21 protein-coding genes and 1 tRNA gene are annotated in these 15,234 nt (G+C 66.2%); 11 read left to right on the forward strand and 11 right to left on the reverse strand.

Annotation, left to right across the window (positions count from 1 at the left end):
- Positions 1 to 38 precede the first annotated feature (38 nt).
- Together N6C22_RS17515 and N6C22_RS17520 are read left to right on the forward strand one after the other, a co-directional pair.
- Positions 39 to 524 carry a hypothetical protein gene (locus N6C22_RS17515; RefSeq protein WP_261652422.1) on the forward strand — a complete coding sequence of 162 codons (486 nt, stop codon included), beginning with the start codon at positions 39 to 41 and terminating at the stop codon, positions 522 to 524.
- Positions 525 to 616: 92 nt separating this feature from the next.
- Positions 617 to 1,969, forward strand: a complete 1,353-nt coding sequence (locus N6C22_RS17520; RefSeq protein ID WP_261652423.1) for an MmgE/PrpD family protein — start codon at positions 617 to 619, stop codon at positions 1,967 to 1,969.
- Positions 1,970 to 1,985: 16 nt separating this feature from the next.
- Here N6C22_RS17520 and N6C22_RS17525 read toward each other — a convergent pair whose 3' ends face one another.
- Positions 1,986 to 2,348: a hypothetical protein gene (locus tag N6C22_RS17525; RefSeq protein WP_261652424.1), complete on the reverse strand. Its 363-nt coding sequence runs from the start codon at positions 2,346 to 2,348 to the stop codon at positions 1,986 to 1,988.
- Positions 2,349 to 2,485: 137 nt separating this feature from the next.
- Between N6C22_RS17525 and N6C22_RS17530 the strand changes: the two genes are divergently transcribed.
- From N6C22_RS17530 to N6C22_RS17540, 3 genes are all read left to right on the forward strand, one after another.
- Positions 2,486 to 3,307, forward strand: a complete 822-nt coding sequence (locus tag N6C22_RS17530; RefSeq protein ID WP_261652425.1) for a phosphosulfolactate synthase — start codon at positions 2,486 to 2,488, stop codon at positions 3,305 to 3,307.
- 64 nt (positions 3,308 to 3,371) lie between these two features.
- A complete protein-coding gene (locus N6C22_RS17535) occupies positions 3,372 to 4,436 on the forward strand; it encodes an anthranilate phosphoribosyltransferase (RefSeq protein WP_261652426.1) in 1,065 nt (354 codons plus the stop codon).
- Positions 4,437 to 4,479: 43 nt separating this feature from the next.
- Positions 4,480 to 4,887: a hypothetical protein gene (locus N6C22_RS17540; RefSeq protein ID WP_261652427.1), complete on the forward strand. Its 408-nt coding sequence runs from the start codon at positions 4,480 to 4,482 to the stop codon at positions 4,885 to 4,887.
- On the opposite strand, the gene N6C22_RS17545 is transcribed toward N6C22_RS17540, so the two are convergent.
- Both N6C22_RS17545 and N6C22_RS17550 read right to left on the reverse strand, forming a co-directional pair.
- Positions 4,888 to 5,865, reverse strand: a complete 978-nt coding sequence (locus N6C22_RS17545; RefSeq protein WP_261652428.1) for a succinylglutamate desuccinylase/aspartoacylase family protein — start codon at positions 5,863 to 5,865, stop codon at positions 4,888 to 4,890.
- Between the two features lie 41 nt (positions 5,866 to 5,906).
- Entirely contained in the window at positions 5,907 to 6,428 is a 522-nt protein-coding gene (locus N6C22_RS17550) for a GNAT family N-acetyltransferase (RefSeq protein WP_261652429.1), read from the reverse strand.
- 80 nt (positions 6,429 to 6,508) lie between these two features.
- On the opposite strand from N6C22_RS17550, the gene N6C22_RS17555 reads away from it, so the two are divergent.
- Positions 6,509 to 7,027: a peptidylprolyl isomerase gene (locus N6C22_RS17555; protein ID WP_261652430.1), complete on the forward strand. Its 519-nt coding sequence runs from the start codon at positions 6,509 to 6,511 to the stop codon at positions 7,025 to 7,027.
- 107 nt (positions 7,028 to 7,134) lie between these two features.
- A complete protein-coding gene (locus N6C22_RS17560) occupies positions 7,135 to 7,644 on the forward strand; it encodes a hypothetical protein (RefSeq protein WP_261652431.1) in 510 nt (169 codons plus the stop codon).
- Position 7,645: 1 nt separating this feature from the next.
- Here N6C22_RS17560 and N6C22_RS17565 read toward each other — a convergent pair whose 3' ends face one another.
- On the reverse strand, positions 7,646 to 8,845 hold the full coding sequence (locus tag N6C22_RS17565; protein ID WP_261652432.1) for a PQQ-binding-like beta-propeller repeat protein: 1,200 nt from the start codon (positions 8,843 to 8,845) through the stop codon (positions 7,646 to 7,648).
- 102 nt (positions 8,846 to 8,947) lie between these two features.
- On the opposite strand from N6C22_RS17565, the gene N6C22_RS17570 reads away from it, so the two are divergent.
- Positions 8,948 to 9,289, forward strand: a complete 342-nt coding sequence (locus N6C22_RS17570) for a ferredoxin (RefSeq protein WP_261652433.1) — start codon at positions 8,948 to 8,950, stop codon at positions 9,287 to 9,289.
- Positions 9,290 to 9,322: 33 nt separating this feature from the next.
- On the opposite strand, the gene N6C22_RS17575 is transcribed toward N6C22_RS17570, so the two are convergent.
- Positions 9,323 to 9,808, reverse strand: coding sequence for a hypothetical protein (locus N6C22_RS17575; RefSeq protein ID WP_261652434.1), 486 nt, complete (start codon positions 9,806 to 9,808; stop codon positions 9,323 to 9,325).
- Positions 9,809 to 9,974: 166 nt separating this feature from the next.
- Between N6C22_RS17575 and N6C22_RS17580 the strand changes: the two genes are divergently transcribed.
- Positions 9,975 to 10,059, forward strand: a tRNA-Leu gene (locus N6C22_RS17580).
- Between the two features lie 415 nt (positions 10,060 to 10,474).
- Here the strand turns inward: N6C22_RS17580 and N6C22_RS17585 are convergent.
- The 4 genes from N6C22_RS17585 to N6C22_RS17600 all read right to left on the reverse strand — a co-directional run bounded on the left by N6C22_RS17585 (position 10,475) and on the right by N6C22_RS17600 (position 12,978).
- On the reverse strand, positions 10,475 to 11,551 hold the full coding sequence (locus tag N6C22_RS17585; protein ID WP_261652435.1) for an aminopeptidase: 1,077 nt from the start codon (positions 11,549 to 11,551) through the stop codon (positions 10,475 to 10,477).
- A gap of 75 nt (positions 11,552 to 11,626) precedes the next feature.
- Positions 11,627 to 12,220, reverse strand: a complete 594-nt coding sequence (locus N6C22_RS17590) for a hypothetical protein (protein WP_261652436.1) — start codon at positions 12,218 to 12,220, stop codon at positions 11,627 to 11,629.
- A gap of 113 nt (positions 12,221 to 12,333) precedes the next feature.
- Positions 12,334 to 12,636 (reverse strand): hypothetical protein, encoded by a 303-nt coding sequence (locus N6C22_RS17595; protein WP_261652437.1) that lies wholly within the window; start codon positions 12,634 to 12,636, stop codon positions 12,334 to 12,336.
- A gap of 54 nt (positions 12,637 to 12,690) precedes the next feature.
- Positions 12,691 to 12,978 (reverse strand): winged helix-turn-helix domain-containing protein, encoded by a 288-nt coding sequence (locus tag N6C22_RS17600; RefSeq protein ID WP_261652438.1) that lies wholly within the window; start codon positions 12,976 to 12,978, stop codon positions 12,691 to 12,693.
- A gap of 277 nt (positions 12,979 to 13,255) precedes the next feature.
- Between N6C22_RS17600 and N6C22_RS17605 the strand changes: the two genes are divergently transcribed.
- Positions 13,256 to 13,639, forward strand: coding sequence for a hypothetical protein (locus N6C22_RS17605; RefSeq protein ID WP_261652439.1), 384 nt, complete (start codon positions 13,256 to 13,258; stop codon positions 13,637 to 13,639).
- A 61-nt stretch (positions 13,640 to 13,700) separates the two neighbouring features.
- On the forward strand, positions 13,701 to 14,231 hold the full coding sequence (locus tag N6C22_RS17610; RefSeq protein WP_261652440.1) for a DUF5813 family protein: 531 nt from the start codon (positions 13,701 to 13,703) through the stop codon (positions 14,229 to 14,231).
- Positions 14,232 to 14,280: 49 nt separating this feature from the next.
- Here N6C22_RS17610 and N6C22_RS17615 read toward each other — a convergent pair whose 3' ends face one another.
- Both N6C22_RS17615 and N6C22_RS17620 read right to left on the reverse strand, forming a co-directional pair.
- On the reverse strand, positions 14,281 to 14,514 hold the full coding sequence (locus tag N6C22_RS17615; RefSeq protein ID WP_261652441.1) for an Lrp/AsnC family transcriptional regulator: 234 nt from the start codon (positions 14,512 to 14,514) through the stop codon (positions 14,281 to 14,283).
- A gap of 2 nt (positions 14,515 to 14,516) precedes the next feature.
- Entirely contained in the window at positions 14,517 to 15,203 is a 687-nt protein-coding gene (locus N6C22_RS17620; RefSeq protein ID WP_261652442.1) for a TrkA family potassium uptake protein, read from the reverse strand.
- Between the last annotated feature and the right edge of the window lie 31 nt (positions 15,204 to 15,234).

Genomic DNA, 15,234 nt, shown 5'->3' on the forward strand with positions numbered 1-15,234 from the left:
CAGGAAGGAGAATACGACCGCCTGCGACGACCGAGTCGATGGCCGACCGTGACCACACCCGCCGACGGGTCGTGAAACTGACCGTCGCGACCGCCCTCTCGCTCGGTGTCGGTGGCTGTCTCTCCGATTCGACGCCCGGGACGACGACATCGCCCGGTGCCGCGACCGAGACGGGGACGACCACGTTCAACCAGACCTACCCCACCGACGTCGGCACCGGCGACGACCCCGTCGACGTTCGCGTCTCGAACGGAACCGACGAGACCCGCCGCTTCAGGGTTCGAATCACGGACGAGTCGTCGGGAGCGACCGTGTTCGACGACACGTTCAGCCTCCGTCCGGAGAGACAACGCTACCTCGACCTGTTCGAGCATCGCGCCTCCGGCGTGTATCTCGTGGAGGCGAGCACCGACTCGGCCGACAGTGCCACGTACGAGTGGAACCTCGACGAGCGTCCTGCCTCCGGTCGGTTGTCGGTGTGGGTGGACGAGGATGGCATCCAGTTCGGCTACAGGATCGCGTAGCACGGCGACCCCCGTCAGAACCACCTCCGCACGTCGTTCGGCTTGAGCAGTCGTGGGTACCGGCTTTCCGGGTGTGACCCGCATTCTCTAGCATGGTCGAAACCCAGACGTTCGCCGAGTTCGTGCCCGCCGTCGAGTACGACGCCCTCCCGGACGACGTGGTCGACGAACTGAAAAAACGCGTGCTCGATTCGCTCGGCATCGCGGTGGCCGCCCTCGACGCCGAGACGACAGACACCGTCTTCAGCACCGTCACCGAGTACGGCCGGGACGGGCCCTGTCGGCTGTGGGGCCACCGGGCGCGAGCCAGCCCCGACGAGGCGACGATGCACAACACGAGTCTGGTTCGATACCTCGACTTCATGGACTCGTTCCTCGCCCCCGGGGAGACGCCCCACCCGAGCGACAACATCGCGGCCGCCATCGCCTGCACCGAGGACGCCGCCGGCACCGGGAAGGACCTGCTCGAGGCCATCGGGGTCGCCTACGAGGTGCAGGGCGAACTGGCCTGGAACGCGCCGGTCCGCGACCGCGGCTGGGACCACGTCACCCACACCGTCATCTCGTCGGCCTGCGCCGCCGGGAAGGCCTACGGGTTAGACCCCGACCAGTTGCTGAACGCCATCGGCATCGCCGGCACGGCCCACAACGCCCTCCGGGTGACTCGCACTGGCGGTATCAACGAGTGGAAGGGCGTCGCGAGCGCGAACGCGGCCCGGAACGCCGTCTACGCCACCCGGCTCGCCCGCCACGGGATGGACGGCCCGACGAACCTGTTCGAGGGCCAGAAGGGCTGGCAGCAGGTTATCTCGGGCGACTTCGAGGTCGACCTCGACCCGGGCTGTCCGCGCGTCTTCGACACCATGACCAAGCGCTACGTCGCCGAGACCTATGCCCAATCCGCGGTCGAGGGCATCATCCAGCTCGCCGAGTCCGAGGACATCGACCCCGCACAGGTCGAACGCATCCATCTGGACACCTTCGCGGGCGCGAAGCTCATCATCGGCGGCGGCGAGGGCAGCCGTTACGAGGTCGAGACGAAGGCACAGGCCGACCACTCCCTGCCGTACATGCTGGCGGCCGCGCTGGCCGACCGCGAACTCGGCATCGACGCCTACGACCGCGACCGCATCCACCGCGAGGACGTCCAGACGCTGCTCCGGACCGTCGAGGTCAGCGAGGACGAGGCGTTGACGACGCGGTTCGAGAACGGGGAGATGCCCGCACTGCTCCACGTCACGCTCAAGGACGGGACGACCTACGAGATAGAGAAATCGGGGTTCCAGGGCCACCCGACCGACCCGATGGCCTGGGAGCAGGTTGAGGCGAAGTTCCACGACCTGACCCAGGGACGGTACGACGAGGACCACCGGAACGACATCGTCGAGACGGTGTTGCAACTGGAGCAACACGACGTGGAGGACCTGGTCGCGCTGTTGAAGTAGGGAGACAGGGGCGGCGTCAGCGTCTCGCGTCCGGGTCGTCGTCGGACCCCTCGGAGACGTCGATTCGGATGGCGTCGTCGGTCTGGTGGGTCTCTTCACCGCTTCCGAGGAGCTTCGAGCGCAGGTCGTCGGCGACCGACTGGACCTGGTCGCGCAGCGTGCTGACCTCGCGCTCGAACTGTTCGACAGAGCGCTCGACGTAGTGGACACGCTGGATCGGGATGCGGCGGACGAGGTCCCTGCCGTCCTCCTCGCCGGTCTTCAGGATCCAGTGGTCCTGGAAGTACGCGATGTGCTCGTTCTCGACCGTCTTCTCGACGGTCTCGCCGTCCGGGTCGTCGTACACGATGACCGCCTGTCCGAGTTCTCTGTCGACCATACCCGAGACGAGGGACTCGAGACGGGTAACAGGTGGGCACAGACGGTTAGGCCGTCCGGGACAGGACGCCCACCACACAGATAGTGTCTTGCGTTACCAAGCCGCATCCATAATCGACTCGCGACCCAACATCAGCCATGGCTCGCGCCTTCGACTTCCTGCACATCAACGACCGCCCGGAGAAACCCCGCGACCGCGGCATCACCGAGATTCGCGGGCCGTACTACGACCCGATGGGGCCCCGCGAGTTGCGGGACATCCTTGAGACGATGGGCGAGTACGTGGACATCTACAAGTTCTCGGGCGGGTCGTTCGCCCTGATGCCCGAGAAGGCAGTGAAAGAACTCATCGAGACCTGCCACGAGTTCGACGTGATGGTCTCGACCGGCGGGTTCGTCGAGAACGTCCTCGTCCGCGATAACGACCTCGTGGACCGCTACATCGAGGAGGCGAAGAACCTCGGCTTCGACATCGTGGAGATCTCGTCGGGCTTCCTCGCCATCGACACCGACGACCTCGTCGCCCTGACCGAGACAGTCGCGAACTACGGGCTGAAACCGAAGCCCGAGATCAACGTCCAGTTCGGGGCCGGTGGTGCCTCCAGCGTCGAGGAACTGGAGAGCGAGGCGGCCATCGACCCGACGAGCGCCATCCGCGAGGCCGAGCGCCACCTGGAGGCCGGCGCGTACAAGATAATGGTCGAGTCCGAGGGCATCACCGAGCGGGTGCGAGAATGGCGGACCGACGTGGCCTTCCAGATCGCCAACGAGGTCGGCATCGAGAACTGCGTGTTCGAGGCCGCGGACCCGCCGGTGTTCGAGTGGTACATCAAGAACTTCGGGCCGAACGTGAACCTGTTCGTCGATAACTCCCAGATCGTCGAGCTGGAGTGCATGCGCTCTGGCCTGTGGGGGAAGAAGACCTCGTGGGGGCGGACCGCGAGCTACCGGAAGGAATAGCGAGATTCCCGCGGCCCGGGAACGGACCGGGCGACTTTTGGCCGGACCGTCCCAAGGCCTGCCCATGACGAAAACGTCTCAGGAGTACGGCGAGTGGCCGCTGAAACGGCTGATGACGGAAGTGTGTGGCTCGGGTCCGAAGTCCGCGGAGGACCTGACACGCGAACAGGCCCTGGAGGCGTTCCAGCGCATCCTCGGCGGCGAGCCCGACGACCTTACCCTCGGGGGATTCTGGCTGGCGAACCGCTGGAAGCACAACAACGCGGAGGAACTCGGCGCGTACACCGACGTGATGCGCGAGGAGAGCGTCGTGACGGCCGAGCCCGACTGCGACCCCGTCGACTGCGGCGCGAACTACGACGGCAAGGGTCGCTCGGCCATCTTCGGCGTCGGCGCGGGCGTCGTCGCCGCGGCCGCGGGCACCCCGGTCGTCGCGCACTCCGGCGACCGCGTTCCGACGCAGAAGCAGGACGCCTACAAGCACGTGCTGGACGAACTCGGCATCCGGACCGAGCTTTCGGTGCAGGAGTCCGCCGACATGGTCGACGAGACCGGCTTCGGCTTCTACTACCAGCCCGAGTTCAACCCGAAGGTCCACGCGCTCTGGGAGCAGCGCGACCAGCTCGGCGTGCGTTCGTTCGTCAACACCATCGAGACGCTCGCGAACCCCGCGAACGCCTCGGTCCACCTCGGCTCGTTCTACCACCTCGCGTTCGCGAAGAAGGTGTGTGACACCTTCGCCGAGAGCCGCGAGAGCGACGTGGACAAGGTCGTCATGTTCCAGGGCATGGAGGGGTACGACGACATCCGGCCCGGGTACACGAAGGTCGCCGAATGGGACGGCGAAGAGCTCTCCGACTACGAGATCGAGACCGCGAACTTCGGGATGGACTTCGAGGGCGAGGACCTCGAAGTCGAGAACGTCGCCGAAGAGTCCGCAACCATCACCGAGGCGGTCCTGGCGCGCGAGCGCGACGACCAGTTCGCCGACGCCATCGCCCTCAACGCGGCCTTCCGGATGTACGCCCGCGACGACGTGTCCGACCTCGACGAGGGACTGGCGGCGGCCCGCGAGGCCATCGAATCGGGCGACGCGGCCGCAGTGCTAGACGACCTTCGAGACTTCTGAACTGTAACCGCACCCTTTTGGTCTCGACACTCGAAGCGATGCCATGGACTCTCGGTCACTCTACGCTGCAGATTACGACCTCATCCGCGAGGCCGAAGCCTGCCTCGAAGAACACTTCCACCCGGAGCGACACGACGTCGCCTCCGCCCTCCGGACCGAATCCGGTGAGGTATACACCGCGGTCAACGTGAACTCTCGCATCGGGAACGCCAGCGTCCACTGCGAGCCGGTCACCCTTTCGAACGCGCTCAAGGACGGCCACACCCGCTTCGACTGTACCGCGGCGGTGTACTACCCCGACAACGACCCCGACAACGACCCGGCGGTGACACCGGCCTGTGGGGTCTGTCGCGAACTGCTGTACGATTACGACGTCGAGCTGGACGTCATCGTCATGGACGACGGCGACGTTCGCAAGGCGAGCATCACGGAACTCCTGCCCGGCCGGTAATCACTCTTCCAGCGGGACCGCGACGCTCGCGAGTCGGTCTCCGCCTTTCACCGTCGCTTCCCGCGTTATCGCGTAGAGGATTCCATCGCGGGTCACCTCGGCGCGCTGGAGCACCTCGTACGTCGTCGGGTCGTACACCACACCGAGGTCGTCGCCCGCCGACACCGTCTGCCCCAGTTCGAGCGACTTTGCCGGACGGAACAGCCCCGACTCCTTGGCGTCGACCCGTCCGAGGTGGTTCCGCGCGAGCCGCGGCTCACCGGTCGGAATCACCTGCCCGTCGAGCACGTCGAGCGAGCGAAGCACGTTCAACACGCCACGGACCCCGGTCTTGACCGCGTCCTCGACGATCTGCTTGTTGTGGGCGAGCTCTGGCGTGATGGCCGGGATACCCTCGCGGGCCGCGACGACCCGGAGTTTCCCGTCGAATCCGCGGCGATGCCACGAGTCGGGGGCTTCCTCACCGGCCTGTTCGGCGAGCAGGAGGTCCGTCCCGAAGACGTTCGCGAGGTCGCGAGAACCGGGGTCGCCCTCCATGAACACCGTATGGGTCTGCATGTCGGGACTCCCCGTGTGCAGGTCGACGATGGCGTCGGCCTCGCCGGCGTACTCCCACAGGCTGGCCACCATCCGCTGGTGGACCGTCCCCTCCGGGTTCCCTGGCCAGACGCGGTTCATGTTCGGGTTCACCGAGTCCAGAATCTCCGGCGTGGTGTACGACACGCGGTCGAACGTGAGCGGGTTCGCGACGGGGACGACGACAACGCGACCGCGCAGCTCCGTCGTCGGTAACTCGTCGTGCAGGCGGCGACACACCTCCGTCCCGTTTATCTCTCGGCCGTGCTGGGCGGCCTGCACGTACACCGTCGGTCCGTCGTCGGGGCCCTCGTAGCTGTGGACCGTCGTCGTGACCTCCACGCCCGACGGGAGCCGGGCGAGTGTCACGCGCTCTCTGCGATGGCGAGCCGAGCGGGTCATTCGATAGAATCGTTCGGGTGGCTGGCTCTTGAATCTGCGCACTACCGAGAAGACCGCAAGACCGCGTAGAGGTGGCTATCGACGTGCTCGCCGTCGATGTACTCGTGTTCCCGCAACACCCCTTCGCGCTCGAACCCGCACTTTTCCAGCACCCGCCCGGACGCCTCGTTGCTCGCGAGGGTGTCCGCGGTCACCTTGTGCAGGCGGAGTTCGTCGAAGGCGTAGTCGACCACGAGGGTGACCATCTCGGTGGCGTAGCCCTGCCCCTGGTGCTCGGGGACGACCCAGTAGCCGAGGCGCGCCCGCCCGGGGACGTGCTCAACGTCGAACAGCGCGACGAAGCCGACGCGGTCGCCGCCCTCGGTCGCGATGAACGCGAGATTGTCCCGAACTGTCACCGAATTCAGGAACGATTCGGCGTCGGAGATGGTCTGTGGGAACGCGCGGGTCAGTCGACCCCGGAGGTCGGGGTCGTTCTGGTACTGCCTGAGGAAGTCGAGGTCGGTCGGTTCGACCGCCCGCAACGAGAGCCGGTCCCCCCTGAGGAACGTCGTGTCACCCATGGCGCGTAGAGACGGGTGCAAAGAGGGTAAGCGTGCCGACAATCCACAACGTTTTCCCCCGGCAGGCCGTCGGTCCGAACATGAGTGACCTGACTGCCACCATCCACACGAACCGCGGCGACATCGAGGTAGAGCTGTACGACGAGCGCGTCCCCAACACGGTCGACAACTTCGTCGGCCTCGCCACAGGCGAGAAGGCATGGTCCGACCCCGAGACGGGCGAGACCATCGAGGGCGAGCCGCTGTACGAGGACGTCATCTTCCACCGCGTCATCGAGGGCTTCATGATCCAGGGCGGTGACCCGACCGGGACCGGCCGCGGCGGCCCCGGCTACCAGTTCGACGACGAGTTCCACGAGGACCTCGGCCACGACGGCCCCGGCGTCCTCTCGATGGCGAACGCCGGCCCGAACACGAACGGCTCGCAGTTCTTCATCACGCTCGACGCCACGCCGCACCTCGACGGCAAGCACTCCGTCTTCGGCAAGGTCATCGACGGCATGGACGTCGTCGAGGAGATCGGCTCGCTGCCGACCGACGCCCAGGACAAGCCGACGCAGGACGTCGTCATCGAGTCCATCGACGTTCACGACGAGTAAGTCGCCACAGACACCCGCTTTCTTTCGACGCCACATCGACCAGCGGTGGCGCTCGCGGTCACTGGTTCGGAGATAGGGTTTACTACCGGGCCCCCGACAGGACGGGTATGCTCCGTCGGCTCCGAGAGACCGGCCCCGCACTGCTGGTCCCGCTCGCGTGGACCTTCGCGACCCTGGCGCACCTAGAGGTTGCCAGCACGCACACGGTCCGCGTCGGGATGCTCGTGATGGACGTGTTGCTCGTCGCGTTCACCGTGCTGTCCTGGCAGGACATGCAGGAGGGCGTGTTGCTCGCGTGGAAGGTCGTCCTCGTCGTCGGGACCGCACTGAACCTGCTCGGCACCGTGGCCCTGTTCACCGACCCCGTGAGCACGACGCTCGCGGCCGTGACGGTCGTCGGCTGGATGCTCGTCCCGGCCGGGGGCTACGTCTACACCGGCCTGCACGTCGACCGGAAACCGCAGGTGTACCTCGCGGGTGCCGGGCTCAGCCTGCTCGGGGCGATTCTGTACATCGTGCCGGCGCTCGTGGGTGGGCTCGACACCGCCCTCTCCGGGTTCGCGCTCGTCGGTATCGGCCAGACGGGTGGGATTCTGGCCGCGGTCGTCAGTTACTGAGTCACGAGAGCGCCAGCAGGTGGTACGTTTCTTCGCCGGTCTGGGCGACCACGTAGATGACGCCGTCGTCGATGACCGGGCCCGGCCCGACCTCGCCGTGGAACGACTTCGTCCACCGGGTCGCGGGGCCGTCGCCGAGCACGCCGCCACTGGGCGTCGGGTCCAGCGCGTACAGTTTGTCGCCGCCGACGAACAGGGTGTCGCGGGCGAGCACGGGCGCGGTGTGTCGCCAGTTCCCGGTGTCGTAGGTCCATCTCTGGCCGCCCGTCTCGGGGTCGATGGCGGTCAGCCCCCTGGTTCCGGCCGCGTAGAGGTTTCTCTTCACCGCGAGCCCGCCGTTGTTCCAGCCGGTCTCGGCCTGCCAGTCGACGTCGCCACGGGGCGAGTGCTCGGTCCTGATTCCCCGGGTCATCCCGTCGACGAAGTTGCAGTAGATACCGTCGGTGTCGGCAGTCGGGGGACTCTGCGGCCAGGCCGGAAACGTCCACTCACCTGCACCGACCCCCTCGGGCTCGAGCAGGAACAGCTTCCGCGCCCCGGTGACGACACCGACGTACCAGCCATCGACCAGGACGGGCGGCCCGACTATCGACCCGAACAGCCGGCGTGACCACGCCGTCTCGCCGGTCTCAAGGTCCAGCGCGAACAGCGTCTCGCCATCGGGGACGAACAGGCGGTCGTCAGGGTCCGCCACGGGAGTGCCGACGTGGCCGTGTTCGGTGAGTTCGCGCTCCCAGAACTGGTCTCCCGTCTGCGGGTCGACCGCCAGGAGCCGGTTCTCCACCGGAACGTACGCGGTGTCGTCGGTGACGAGCGGGAGCTTGTCCACGTCGGGGAGTCGCCAGCGGACGCTCCCGTCGCTCGCGTCGAGGGCGTGCAACGACCGGTCGTGGACGTGGTAGACGACGTCGTTCGCGACGAGCGGTTCCAGGCGACGGGTCAGCTGTGGCACCTCGACGCGCCACTTCTCGGTGACCCCGTCGACAGGTGCCTTTCCGTCGCTGACCTGTCGGGTGTGGCTCCGGTCGCTGCCGAAGCTTCCCCATTCGCCATCAGCACCGTAGATGTGGTCGTCGGGGTCGGGTATCGAGTCGACACCTGCCGGTGGTGGGTCGTCGGGGGACGACGTACACCCGGCGAGCATCGTGAGTGAGGCACCGAGGCTGCCCAGGAGGGCTCGGCGGGAGGAGCGGGGGGACATACCGGAGAGTTCACAGATTCGAGACATAAGCCTTCTCCGTCAGGTCGGACACCGAACCCGGGACCGACACACGAAAGTCCCCCGCGCCCCGAACCCCCAGCAATGAGCGACGCCGACGACGCCCACGCCCCCAGCGAGATCGGCGAGGCGAACGCCCCGCCCGTCGAGGAGAAGCCCTACAAGATAATCTTCGAGGCGAACAAGTGCTTCGGGGCGGGCAAGTGCGCCGAGGTCTCCGCGAACTGGGAGATGGACATCTCGACCGCCCTCGCCCGGCCGAAGACGTACTTCTTCGACGAGGACGAACTCGAGCACAACATCAAGGCTGCGGAGGCCTGCCCAGCGAAGAAGGGTGCCGGTATCATCCACGTCGTGGACCGCCGGACTGACAAGGAAATCTCACCAGACCCGCACGGGGACGGCACGCTGAGCGTGGACTGGTAAACGGATTCGTTTTCGGGGCGCGTTGCCCCTCGCCTAAGTGCGGATGGGCCTGCCGCAGCGACAGAGGACCCACCACGAATCGTTGATTCCCTGCCCGTTCGCGTCGCCCGGCTTCTCGTCACCAGCGAAGCGGTAGAGCGGCCAGCCCTCGGCGGTGACCTGGGTCGTGCCGTCGGCGCGTTCGATGGTCGCGACGCTGGCGGTGACGGTCGACGCGACCATCACACTGGCCTCGCCTTCGGTGAGAAGGGGCGGCCAGGCGTTCGCGCAGCCCCCGGTACAGGCGCTCTCGCCGCTCCCCTGCGTGTCCGCCTCGAACATGTAAAGGGTCATCCCGTCGCCGTCGACGAGTACCGGCTCTCCGATGCCCGAGACGGTCCCGGTCTGGAGCGTTGCGGCACCGGTCGCCAGCTGCGGGTCGGTCGGGATGGTGGCCACCGCACCGGCAACGCCGGAGACCCCGGCGAAGCCGAGGGAGGTGGCGCTCGCGAGCAGTACGGACCGACGTGTGTACGTCATATCCGAGTGTAGGGGACCGGCGCGAATAGCGATTTTTTCGCCTGTGGCCGACAGTCGTCTCGAACCGAAAGTACGGCTGGTCAGTTCAGGTGACCGTGAGGACTCCCCCGCAGTGCTGCCTCGTAAGCGAAACCGTCTTAGGGGCGCTCCGAATACGCCAGACTGCGCGAGGGTGGCTGAGCTTGGCCAAAAGCGGCGGACTTAAGATCCGCTCCTGTAGAGGTTCGCGGGTTCGAATCCTGCCCCTCGCATACCGTCTCGAACGCCAGTGAGAGACGTGTATGCGAGCAAAGGATTCCGAACCCTGCGAGTCGCAGCCCGGAACGGCGCGAAGCGCCGCATGCCCGGACCGTCTCGCTCTGGTTCGAATCCTGCTCCTCTTCCCCTCCCACACCGTTCCCGAACGCCAGTGAGAGACGTGTATGCGAGCAACAGATTCCGAACCCTGCGAGTCGCAGCCCGGAACGGCGCGAAGCGCCGCATGCCCGGACCGTCTCGCTCTGGTTCGAATCCTGCCCCACCCTCTCCTCCACACCGCTCTCGAACGCCAGTGAGAGACGTAACTCCGAGCCCCGGATTCCTGCCCCTCGAACGTGCTACGACTCGAACTCGTCTTCACGGCGCACTCCGCTCGCAATCGGAGACGCTCCCTGCGGTCGCGTCTCCCTACTCCTCGAACACGAACGTCCCGTCCCGCTGCACCACCTCACCATCCACCTCGATGGTGGCGTCCTCGCTCACGTCGACGAGCATGTCCTGGTGGATGGCAGATTCGTTGCGTTCGCCGTCCTCACTCACCGTATCCTTGTAGGCGTTCCCGAGCGCGAGGTGGATGGTGTCGCCCATCTTCTCGTCGAACAGCATGTTGGCCGTGAAGCGGTCGATACCGCGGTTCATGCCGATGCCGAGTTCGCCGACCCGGCGGGCACCCTCGTCGGTGTCGAGCAGGGCGTCGAGGCTGTCCTCGTTCCTCTCGGCCGTGAAATCGACGACCTCGCCGTTCTCGAAGGTGAGTCGAACGCCATCGACTGCCTGGCCACGGACGAGGACCGGTTTGTCGAAGGCCACCGTTCCCGCCACCGAGTCCGGGACGGGGGCGGTGTACACCTCGCCTCCGGGAAGGTTGACCTCGCCCGCATCGTTCTTGACGGGGTTGTCGTCCATGCGCATGCGGATATCTGTGTCACCGGTCTGGATGTGGACCTCCTCGCCTGCGTCCAGGATGTCGACCAGTTGCTGCTGGTGCTCGCGCTGGGCGGCCCAGTCACGGTTGATAGCGTTCCAGACGAAGTCCTCGTAGGCGGCCGTGCTCATCTCGGCCTGCTGGGCGTTGGCCGGCGTAGGGAACTGCGTGAAGACCCAGCGCGTCTCAGACTGTGCCTCCTGAACGGGCTGGTGTGCCTTGCCGAAGGCAGTGCCCGTCTCAGGTGGGACATCACTGGTCCGGTAGGCGTTGTGGGTCGCCTTGATGTCGATGATGACATCGGCGGTCTCGACGAAGGCGAGGACGTGCTCCGGGGTATCGAGGGCGTCGGGGTCAACCGCCCGCAGGTACGCCCGGTGTGCTCGCCCGTCGAGCCAGGTCGTCGCCGGACGCGCTCCGCGCTCGCCGATTGCCTCGTGGAGCGCGACGACGAGGTCACGGCCGGCCTGCTGGCTCCGGATGATGACGTGGTCGCCGGCCGCGATGTCGGTCGAGTGCTCGGCGATTATCTCGGCGTGTTGCCGGATGCGGGGGTCCATAGCCGTGATTCGAGGGAATGTGAGAAAAAAGTACGCGGGGGCTGGAACCCACGTCCCAGGGAGTCGCAAGCGAACTCAGTAGTACGGGTCGGTCGTCGTCTCCCCGCCGCCGCTCTCGGTCGGCGTCGCGGTCGCGGTGTCGGTGTCGCTCCCACGGACCACCGTCCCGTCGGGTCGGAGCACCCACCACACGTCGTTGGCACCCTGGCCGTTGGCGTCGCCGGGGGAGCTGTCGCTCGCGAAGTAGTACAGCGGCCACCCGGCGGCGGCGACCTGCATGTCTCCACCGTCACGCTCGAACGTGGTGAGGTCGGCGGTGACGCCATCGCCCGCCGAAGCCATCCCATCGACGGTGAGGGGTGGCCAGGCGCTGGCACAGCCGCCGCTGCAGGTGCTCGACCCGCTGCCCTGCGTGTCGGAATCGAACATGTAGAGCGTCATCCCCTCGGGGCCGACGAGGATGTCGCCGAGGTCCGGATGAGACGAAACCTGCACCGTGGGACCCATGGACTGGGTCTCGGTTGCGGTGGGAGTGGCGGTGTCCGTCGGGGCCGCCGTGTCGGTCGCGGTTGGGGTATCGGTCGCGTCGCCAGCCCCGTCGCCGAGACAGCCAGCGAGGGCCAGGGTGGTTCCCGTGGCGGCGAGCAGGGAGCGTCGTGTGCGTGCCATACCCTATGCTGTAGCTGGATGGTGAAAAGCAGTTTCCGAACTGCGTCCAAAATTCGTCCCGAGTCGCCGAACACCAGCGGGACGATTCGGGGTCAGCGGGGTGTGGTTTGGGGTCAACGAAGCGTGAGGTGTGCCATGAACGCGAGTGCGACGAGTTCGAGCCCGCAGAGCAGGGTCACGCCGATCTGCACGTCGGTACCGGCAGCCTCGAACCACCCGATGAAGGCGGGGTGAAGCAGATAGAAGTAGAGCCAGAGCGCGTTCTCGACGAGGAGGAACGCGGCGAACACGAGCAGGCCGAGCGTGTGGCGCGCACCGTGACGGCGGTAGTTGCCCAGCCAGACCCATCCCAGGGCCAGCAAGAGCACGGCGTTCACGCCCGCGGCGATGCGGGCGGCCTCAAGCCACAGGGTCATCGTCCCTCCGTTGCATCGCGTCGAGTATAGGTGCTGTCCAAAATTCGTCCACAATCATGGGTCCTCCGTGTCCACGACCGCGAGTATCTCTTCGACCACGTCCCAGTTCGACCGGAGCTGGTCGGTGAGCAGGTACACCGCCGCGTAGTCGTCGTCGGTGCGCCGGAGCACGTTGTTCTCCAGCAGGATCTCCGTGTGGTGGCGGATGGTGGTGTAGTCGAGGTCGAGTTCGGTCGCGAGTTCGTTGGCGTTCCGTGGGCGCTGCTCGATGGCGCGGAGTATCCGGACCCGCGTCGCGGCTCCCCGCGAACTCGCCAGCAGGTGCCAGAGAACGCCCTCCATCCGACTCACCTACCCGGAGGGTGGTGAAAAAACTACGCGATACCGCCCATAGAAAGCGACTACCCGGGCATGGCAGCACGGTAGTCGCCGGTGACCAACACGATCAGATGTCATGACAGACAGTCGTCCTGGTCGATGGCCCCCGCGTACGCAGGAACCATTCGGTAATTATACATGTATCTGCTGTAAGTATGCTGGTTCGTGACAAATCTTGATAACGATTTGCGTCGCTGACACACAACATCGCTCTTATGAGCATGGATAGAGGAATAGGACCATGGCGACCCTGTTGACCGAACGTGACGAGGACAGACTGGTGAGCGCGTGTCGAACGACCGTAGGCGACAGCCTCCGTTCCATCACGTACTTCACCCGCGACGACTTCGAGCAGCTCTACCTGCGAAGCGACCTGGAGCGAGACGCCGACCTCTCGACGTTCGTCGGCCACGAGTGGCGGGAGTTCAAGACCACACAGGCCGCCTACGAGACATCCGAGCTGGGCGAGTACGAGTACACCATCCGGAAGTTCGAGAACGGCTTCCTCGTCCGGACCACCACCGACAGCGGCGGCGTGTTCGTCACGACCGACGGCCTGACCCTGTCGAACTTCGACGAACTGGCGATGGCCGTCAAGGGCGTCCTCGCGGACCGCGAGAACTGAGGTCACGACACGAGGGGCGAGAGCGCAACGCCCTTGCCGGCTGGCACCCTAGCGGCGGCGCATGAGCGAGATACCCGAGCCCGTCGACCAGGCGTTAGCGCGTCACGACGCGTTCACCGCCACGGAGTCGGGCTACACCCTCGACACGACCGTGTTCGAGGCCGTCGTAACGGCCAGTAGCGCCGAGGGAAAGCGCGACGGCGAGTTCGCCGTCACCGTCCGCCTCCCCACACTCGACGCCGCGGTCACTGGCGAGACAGTCCACGAGGTCGTCGAAGACGGCTGGTTCGAGACGCTCGAACTGCGCCTCGAAGACACGTTCGACGTCGCCACCACGTCCACCCACGACCCCCCGCAGGTCACCCGGACCGACGACGAGGTCGTGGTCGAACTCTCCTATATCGCCTGGAACGCCAGCGAGGGCGTCGAGGATGCAAAGACCCTCGTCGAGTTCGTCGAAGGGACCTACGCCCAGGGCATCGTCCCGGGGTACGAGTACCGGGGCGCTGCGGCTGAACTGATGCAGTCGGCGGTGCAGAACAGTGAAAACGCGGTCGACGGCGGTGGGTCGAGCGGCGGACCACCGCTGTAGCGTCGGCACGACCCTCGTACCAGAACCACAGCGATGTCCGGGGCCGCGGTCAATCCATCGCGATGTACGTCTGTGTGTCCTCGACGCCGCGGATGCCCTGTATCTGCGAGGCGGCGATGTCCTTGACCTCGCCGGGCGTCTCGACGTGGACCTTCGCGATGACGTCGACGTCGCCCGCGACGATGTAGGCGGATTCGACGCCCTCGATGTCTTCGATGCTGTCTCTGAGCCGGTCCGCCTCGCCCGTGTTCGCCTTGATCATGATGTATGCTGTGACTGCCATGGTTAGACTCCTCCTGCGGGTGCCGCACGACTCGTGTCACCCACGATGAGCTGCCGGACGTCGCCGAGCACGTCGAAATCCGCGAGGACGACGACGCGGTCCCCGAGTTCGAGCGACTCGTCCGGGTCGGGGATGCTCATCGAGTGACCCTGCTTGCCGAAGGCGATCATGGTCGCCGTCTTCGGGAGTTCCACCTCGGCGATGGAGTACCCCTTCATCGGGGATTCCTCCGTGACGCTGAGTTCGACCAGCTGGAGGTGCTGGGCGATGTCCGCGATGGCACGGATGTCACCGCCCAGCAGGGCGTTCTTCGCCCCGATCGCCCCCAGCCGCTCGGGGTAGACGACCTCGTCCACCGCGTCTGCGTACTTCCGGTAGATGTCCTCGCGGTAGTCCTCGTCGATGCGCATGACCGTCCGAGCCCCGTGGTGGTCGGCGATCATGCACGCCGCGAAGTTCGTGTTGAGGTCCCCCGTGAGTGCGCCGACCGCGTCGGCGTCTGCGACCCCTGCCTCGTTGAGGATGTCCTCACGTGACCCGTCGCCTTCGACGACTGTGAAGTCCTGGTCGCGAGCACGCTTGACCTTCCGCTCGTCGGTCTCGATGAGCGTCACCTCGTGTCCCTCGTCCCGAAGAACACGAGCCGTGCGGAGTCCGACTCGACCTGCGCCAATGATAACGAACCGCATATCACTGTGTACGCTCACCCCCCTTGAATAA

The organism is Haloarchaeobius sp. HME9146 (assembly GCF_025399835.1).
GTDB lineage: Archaea > Halobacteriota > Halobacteria > Halobacteriales > Natrialbaceae > Haloarchaeobius.

Bases quoted from the DNA above. Each gene is read 5' to 3' on its own strand.
- N6C22_RS17515 (WP_261652422.1), top strand. From the start codon at position 39: ATGGCCGACCGTGACCACACCCGCCGACGGGTCGTGAAACTGACCGTC.
- N6C22_RS17520 (WP_261652423.1), top strand. From the start codon at position 617: ATGGTCGAAACCCAGACGTTCGCCGAGTTCGTGCCCGCCGTCGAGTAC.
- N6C22_RS17525 (WP_261652424.1), bottom strand. From the start codon at position 2,348: ATGGTCGACAGAGAACTCGGACAGGCGGTCATCGTGTACGACGACCCG.
- N6C22_RS17530 (WP_261652425.1), top strand. From the start codon at position 2,486: ATGGCTCGCGCCTTCGACTTCCTGCACATCAACGACCGCCCGGAGAAA.
- N6C22_RS17535 (WP_261652426.1), top strand. From the start codon at position 3,372: ATGACGAAAACGTCTCAGGAGTACGGCGAGTGGCCGCTGAAACGGCTG.
- N6C22_RS17540 (WP_261652427.1), top strand. From the start codon at position 4,480: ATGGACTCTCGGTCACTCTACGCTGCAGATTACGACCTCATCCGCGAG.
- N6C22_RS17545 (WP_261652428.1), bottom strand. From the start codon at position 5,865: ATGACCCGCTCGGCTCGCCATCGCAGAGAGCGCGTGACACTCGCCCGG.
- N6C22_RS17550 (WP_261652429.1), bottom strand. From the start codon at position 6,428: ATGGGTGACACGACGTTCCTCAGGGGGGACCGGCTCTCGTTGCGGGCG.
- N6C22_RS17555 (WP_261652430.1), top strand. From the start codon at position 6,509: ATGAGTGACCTGACTGCCACCATCCACACGAACCGCGGCGACATCGAG.
- N6C22_RS17560 (WP_261652431.1), top strand. From the start codon at position 7,135: ATGCTCCGTCGGCTCCGAGAGACCGGCCCCGCACTGCTGGTCCCGCTC.
- N6C22_RS17565 (WP_261652432.1), bottom strand. From the start codon at position 8,845: ATGTCCCCCCGCTCCTCCCGCCGAGCCCTCCTGGGCAGCCTCGGTGCC.
- N6C22_RS17570 (WP_261652433.1), top strand. From the start codon at position 8,948: ATGAGCGACGCCGACGACGCCCACGCCCCCAGCGAGATCGGCGAGGCG.
- N6C22_RS17575 (WP_261652434.1), bottom strand. From the start codon at position 9,808: ATGACGTACACACGTCGGTCCGTACTGCTCGCGAGCGCCACCTCCCTC.
- N6C22_RS17585 (WP_261652435.1), bottom strand. From the start codon at position 11,551: ATGGACCCCCGCATCCGGCAACACGCCGAGATAATCGCCGAGCACTCG.
- N6C22_RS17590 (WP_261652436.1), bottom strand. From the start codon at position 12,220: ATGGCACGCACACGACGCTCCCTGCTCGCCGCCACGGGAACCACCCTG.
- N6C22_RS17595 (WP_261652437.1), bottom strand. From the start codon at position 12,636: ATGACCCTGTGGCTTGAGGCCGCCCGCATCGCCGCGGGCGTGAACGCC.
- N6C22_RS17600 (WP_261652438.1), bottom strand. From the start codon at position 12,978: ATGGAGGGCGTTCTCTGGCACCTGCTGGCGAGTTCGCGGGGAGCCGCG.
- N6C22_RS17605 (WP_261652439.1), top strand. From the start codon at position 13,256: ATGGCGACCCTGTTGACCGAACGTGACGAGGACAGACTGGTGAGCGCG.
- N6C22_RS17610 (WP_261652440.1), top strand. From the start codon at position 13,701: ATGAGCGAGATACCCGAGCCCGTCGACCAGGCGTTAGCGCGTCACGAC.
- N6C22_RS17615 (WP_261652441.1), bottom strand. From the start codon at position 14,514: ATGGCAGTCACAGCATACATCATGATCAAGGCGAACACGGGCGAGGCG.
- N6C22_RS17620 (WP_261652442.1), bottom strand. From the start codon at position 15,203: ATGCGGTTCGTTATCATTGGCGCAGGTCGAGTCGGACTCCGCACGGCT.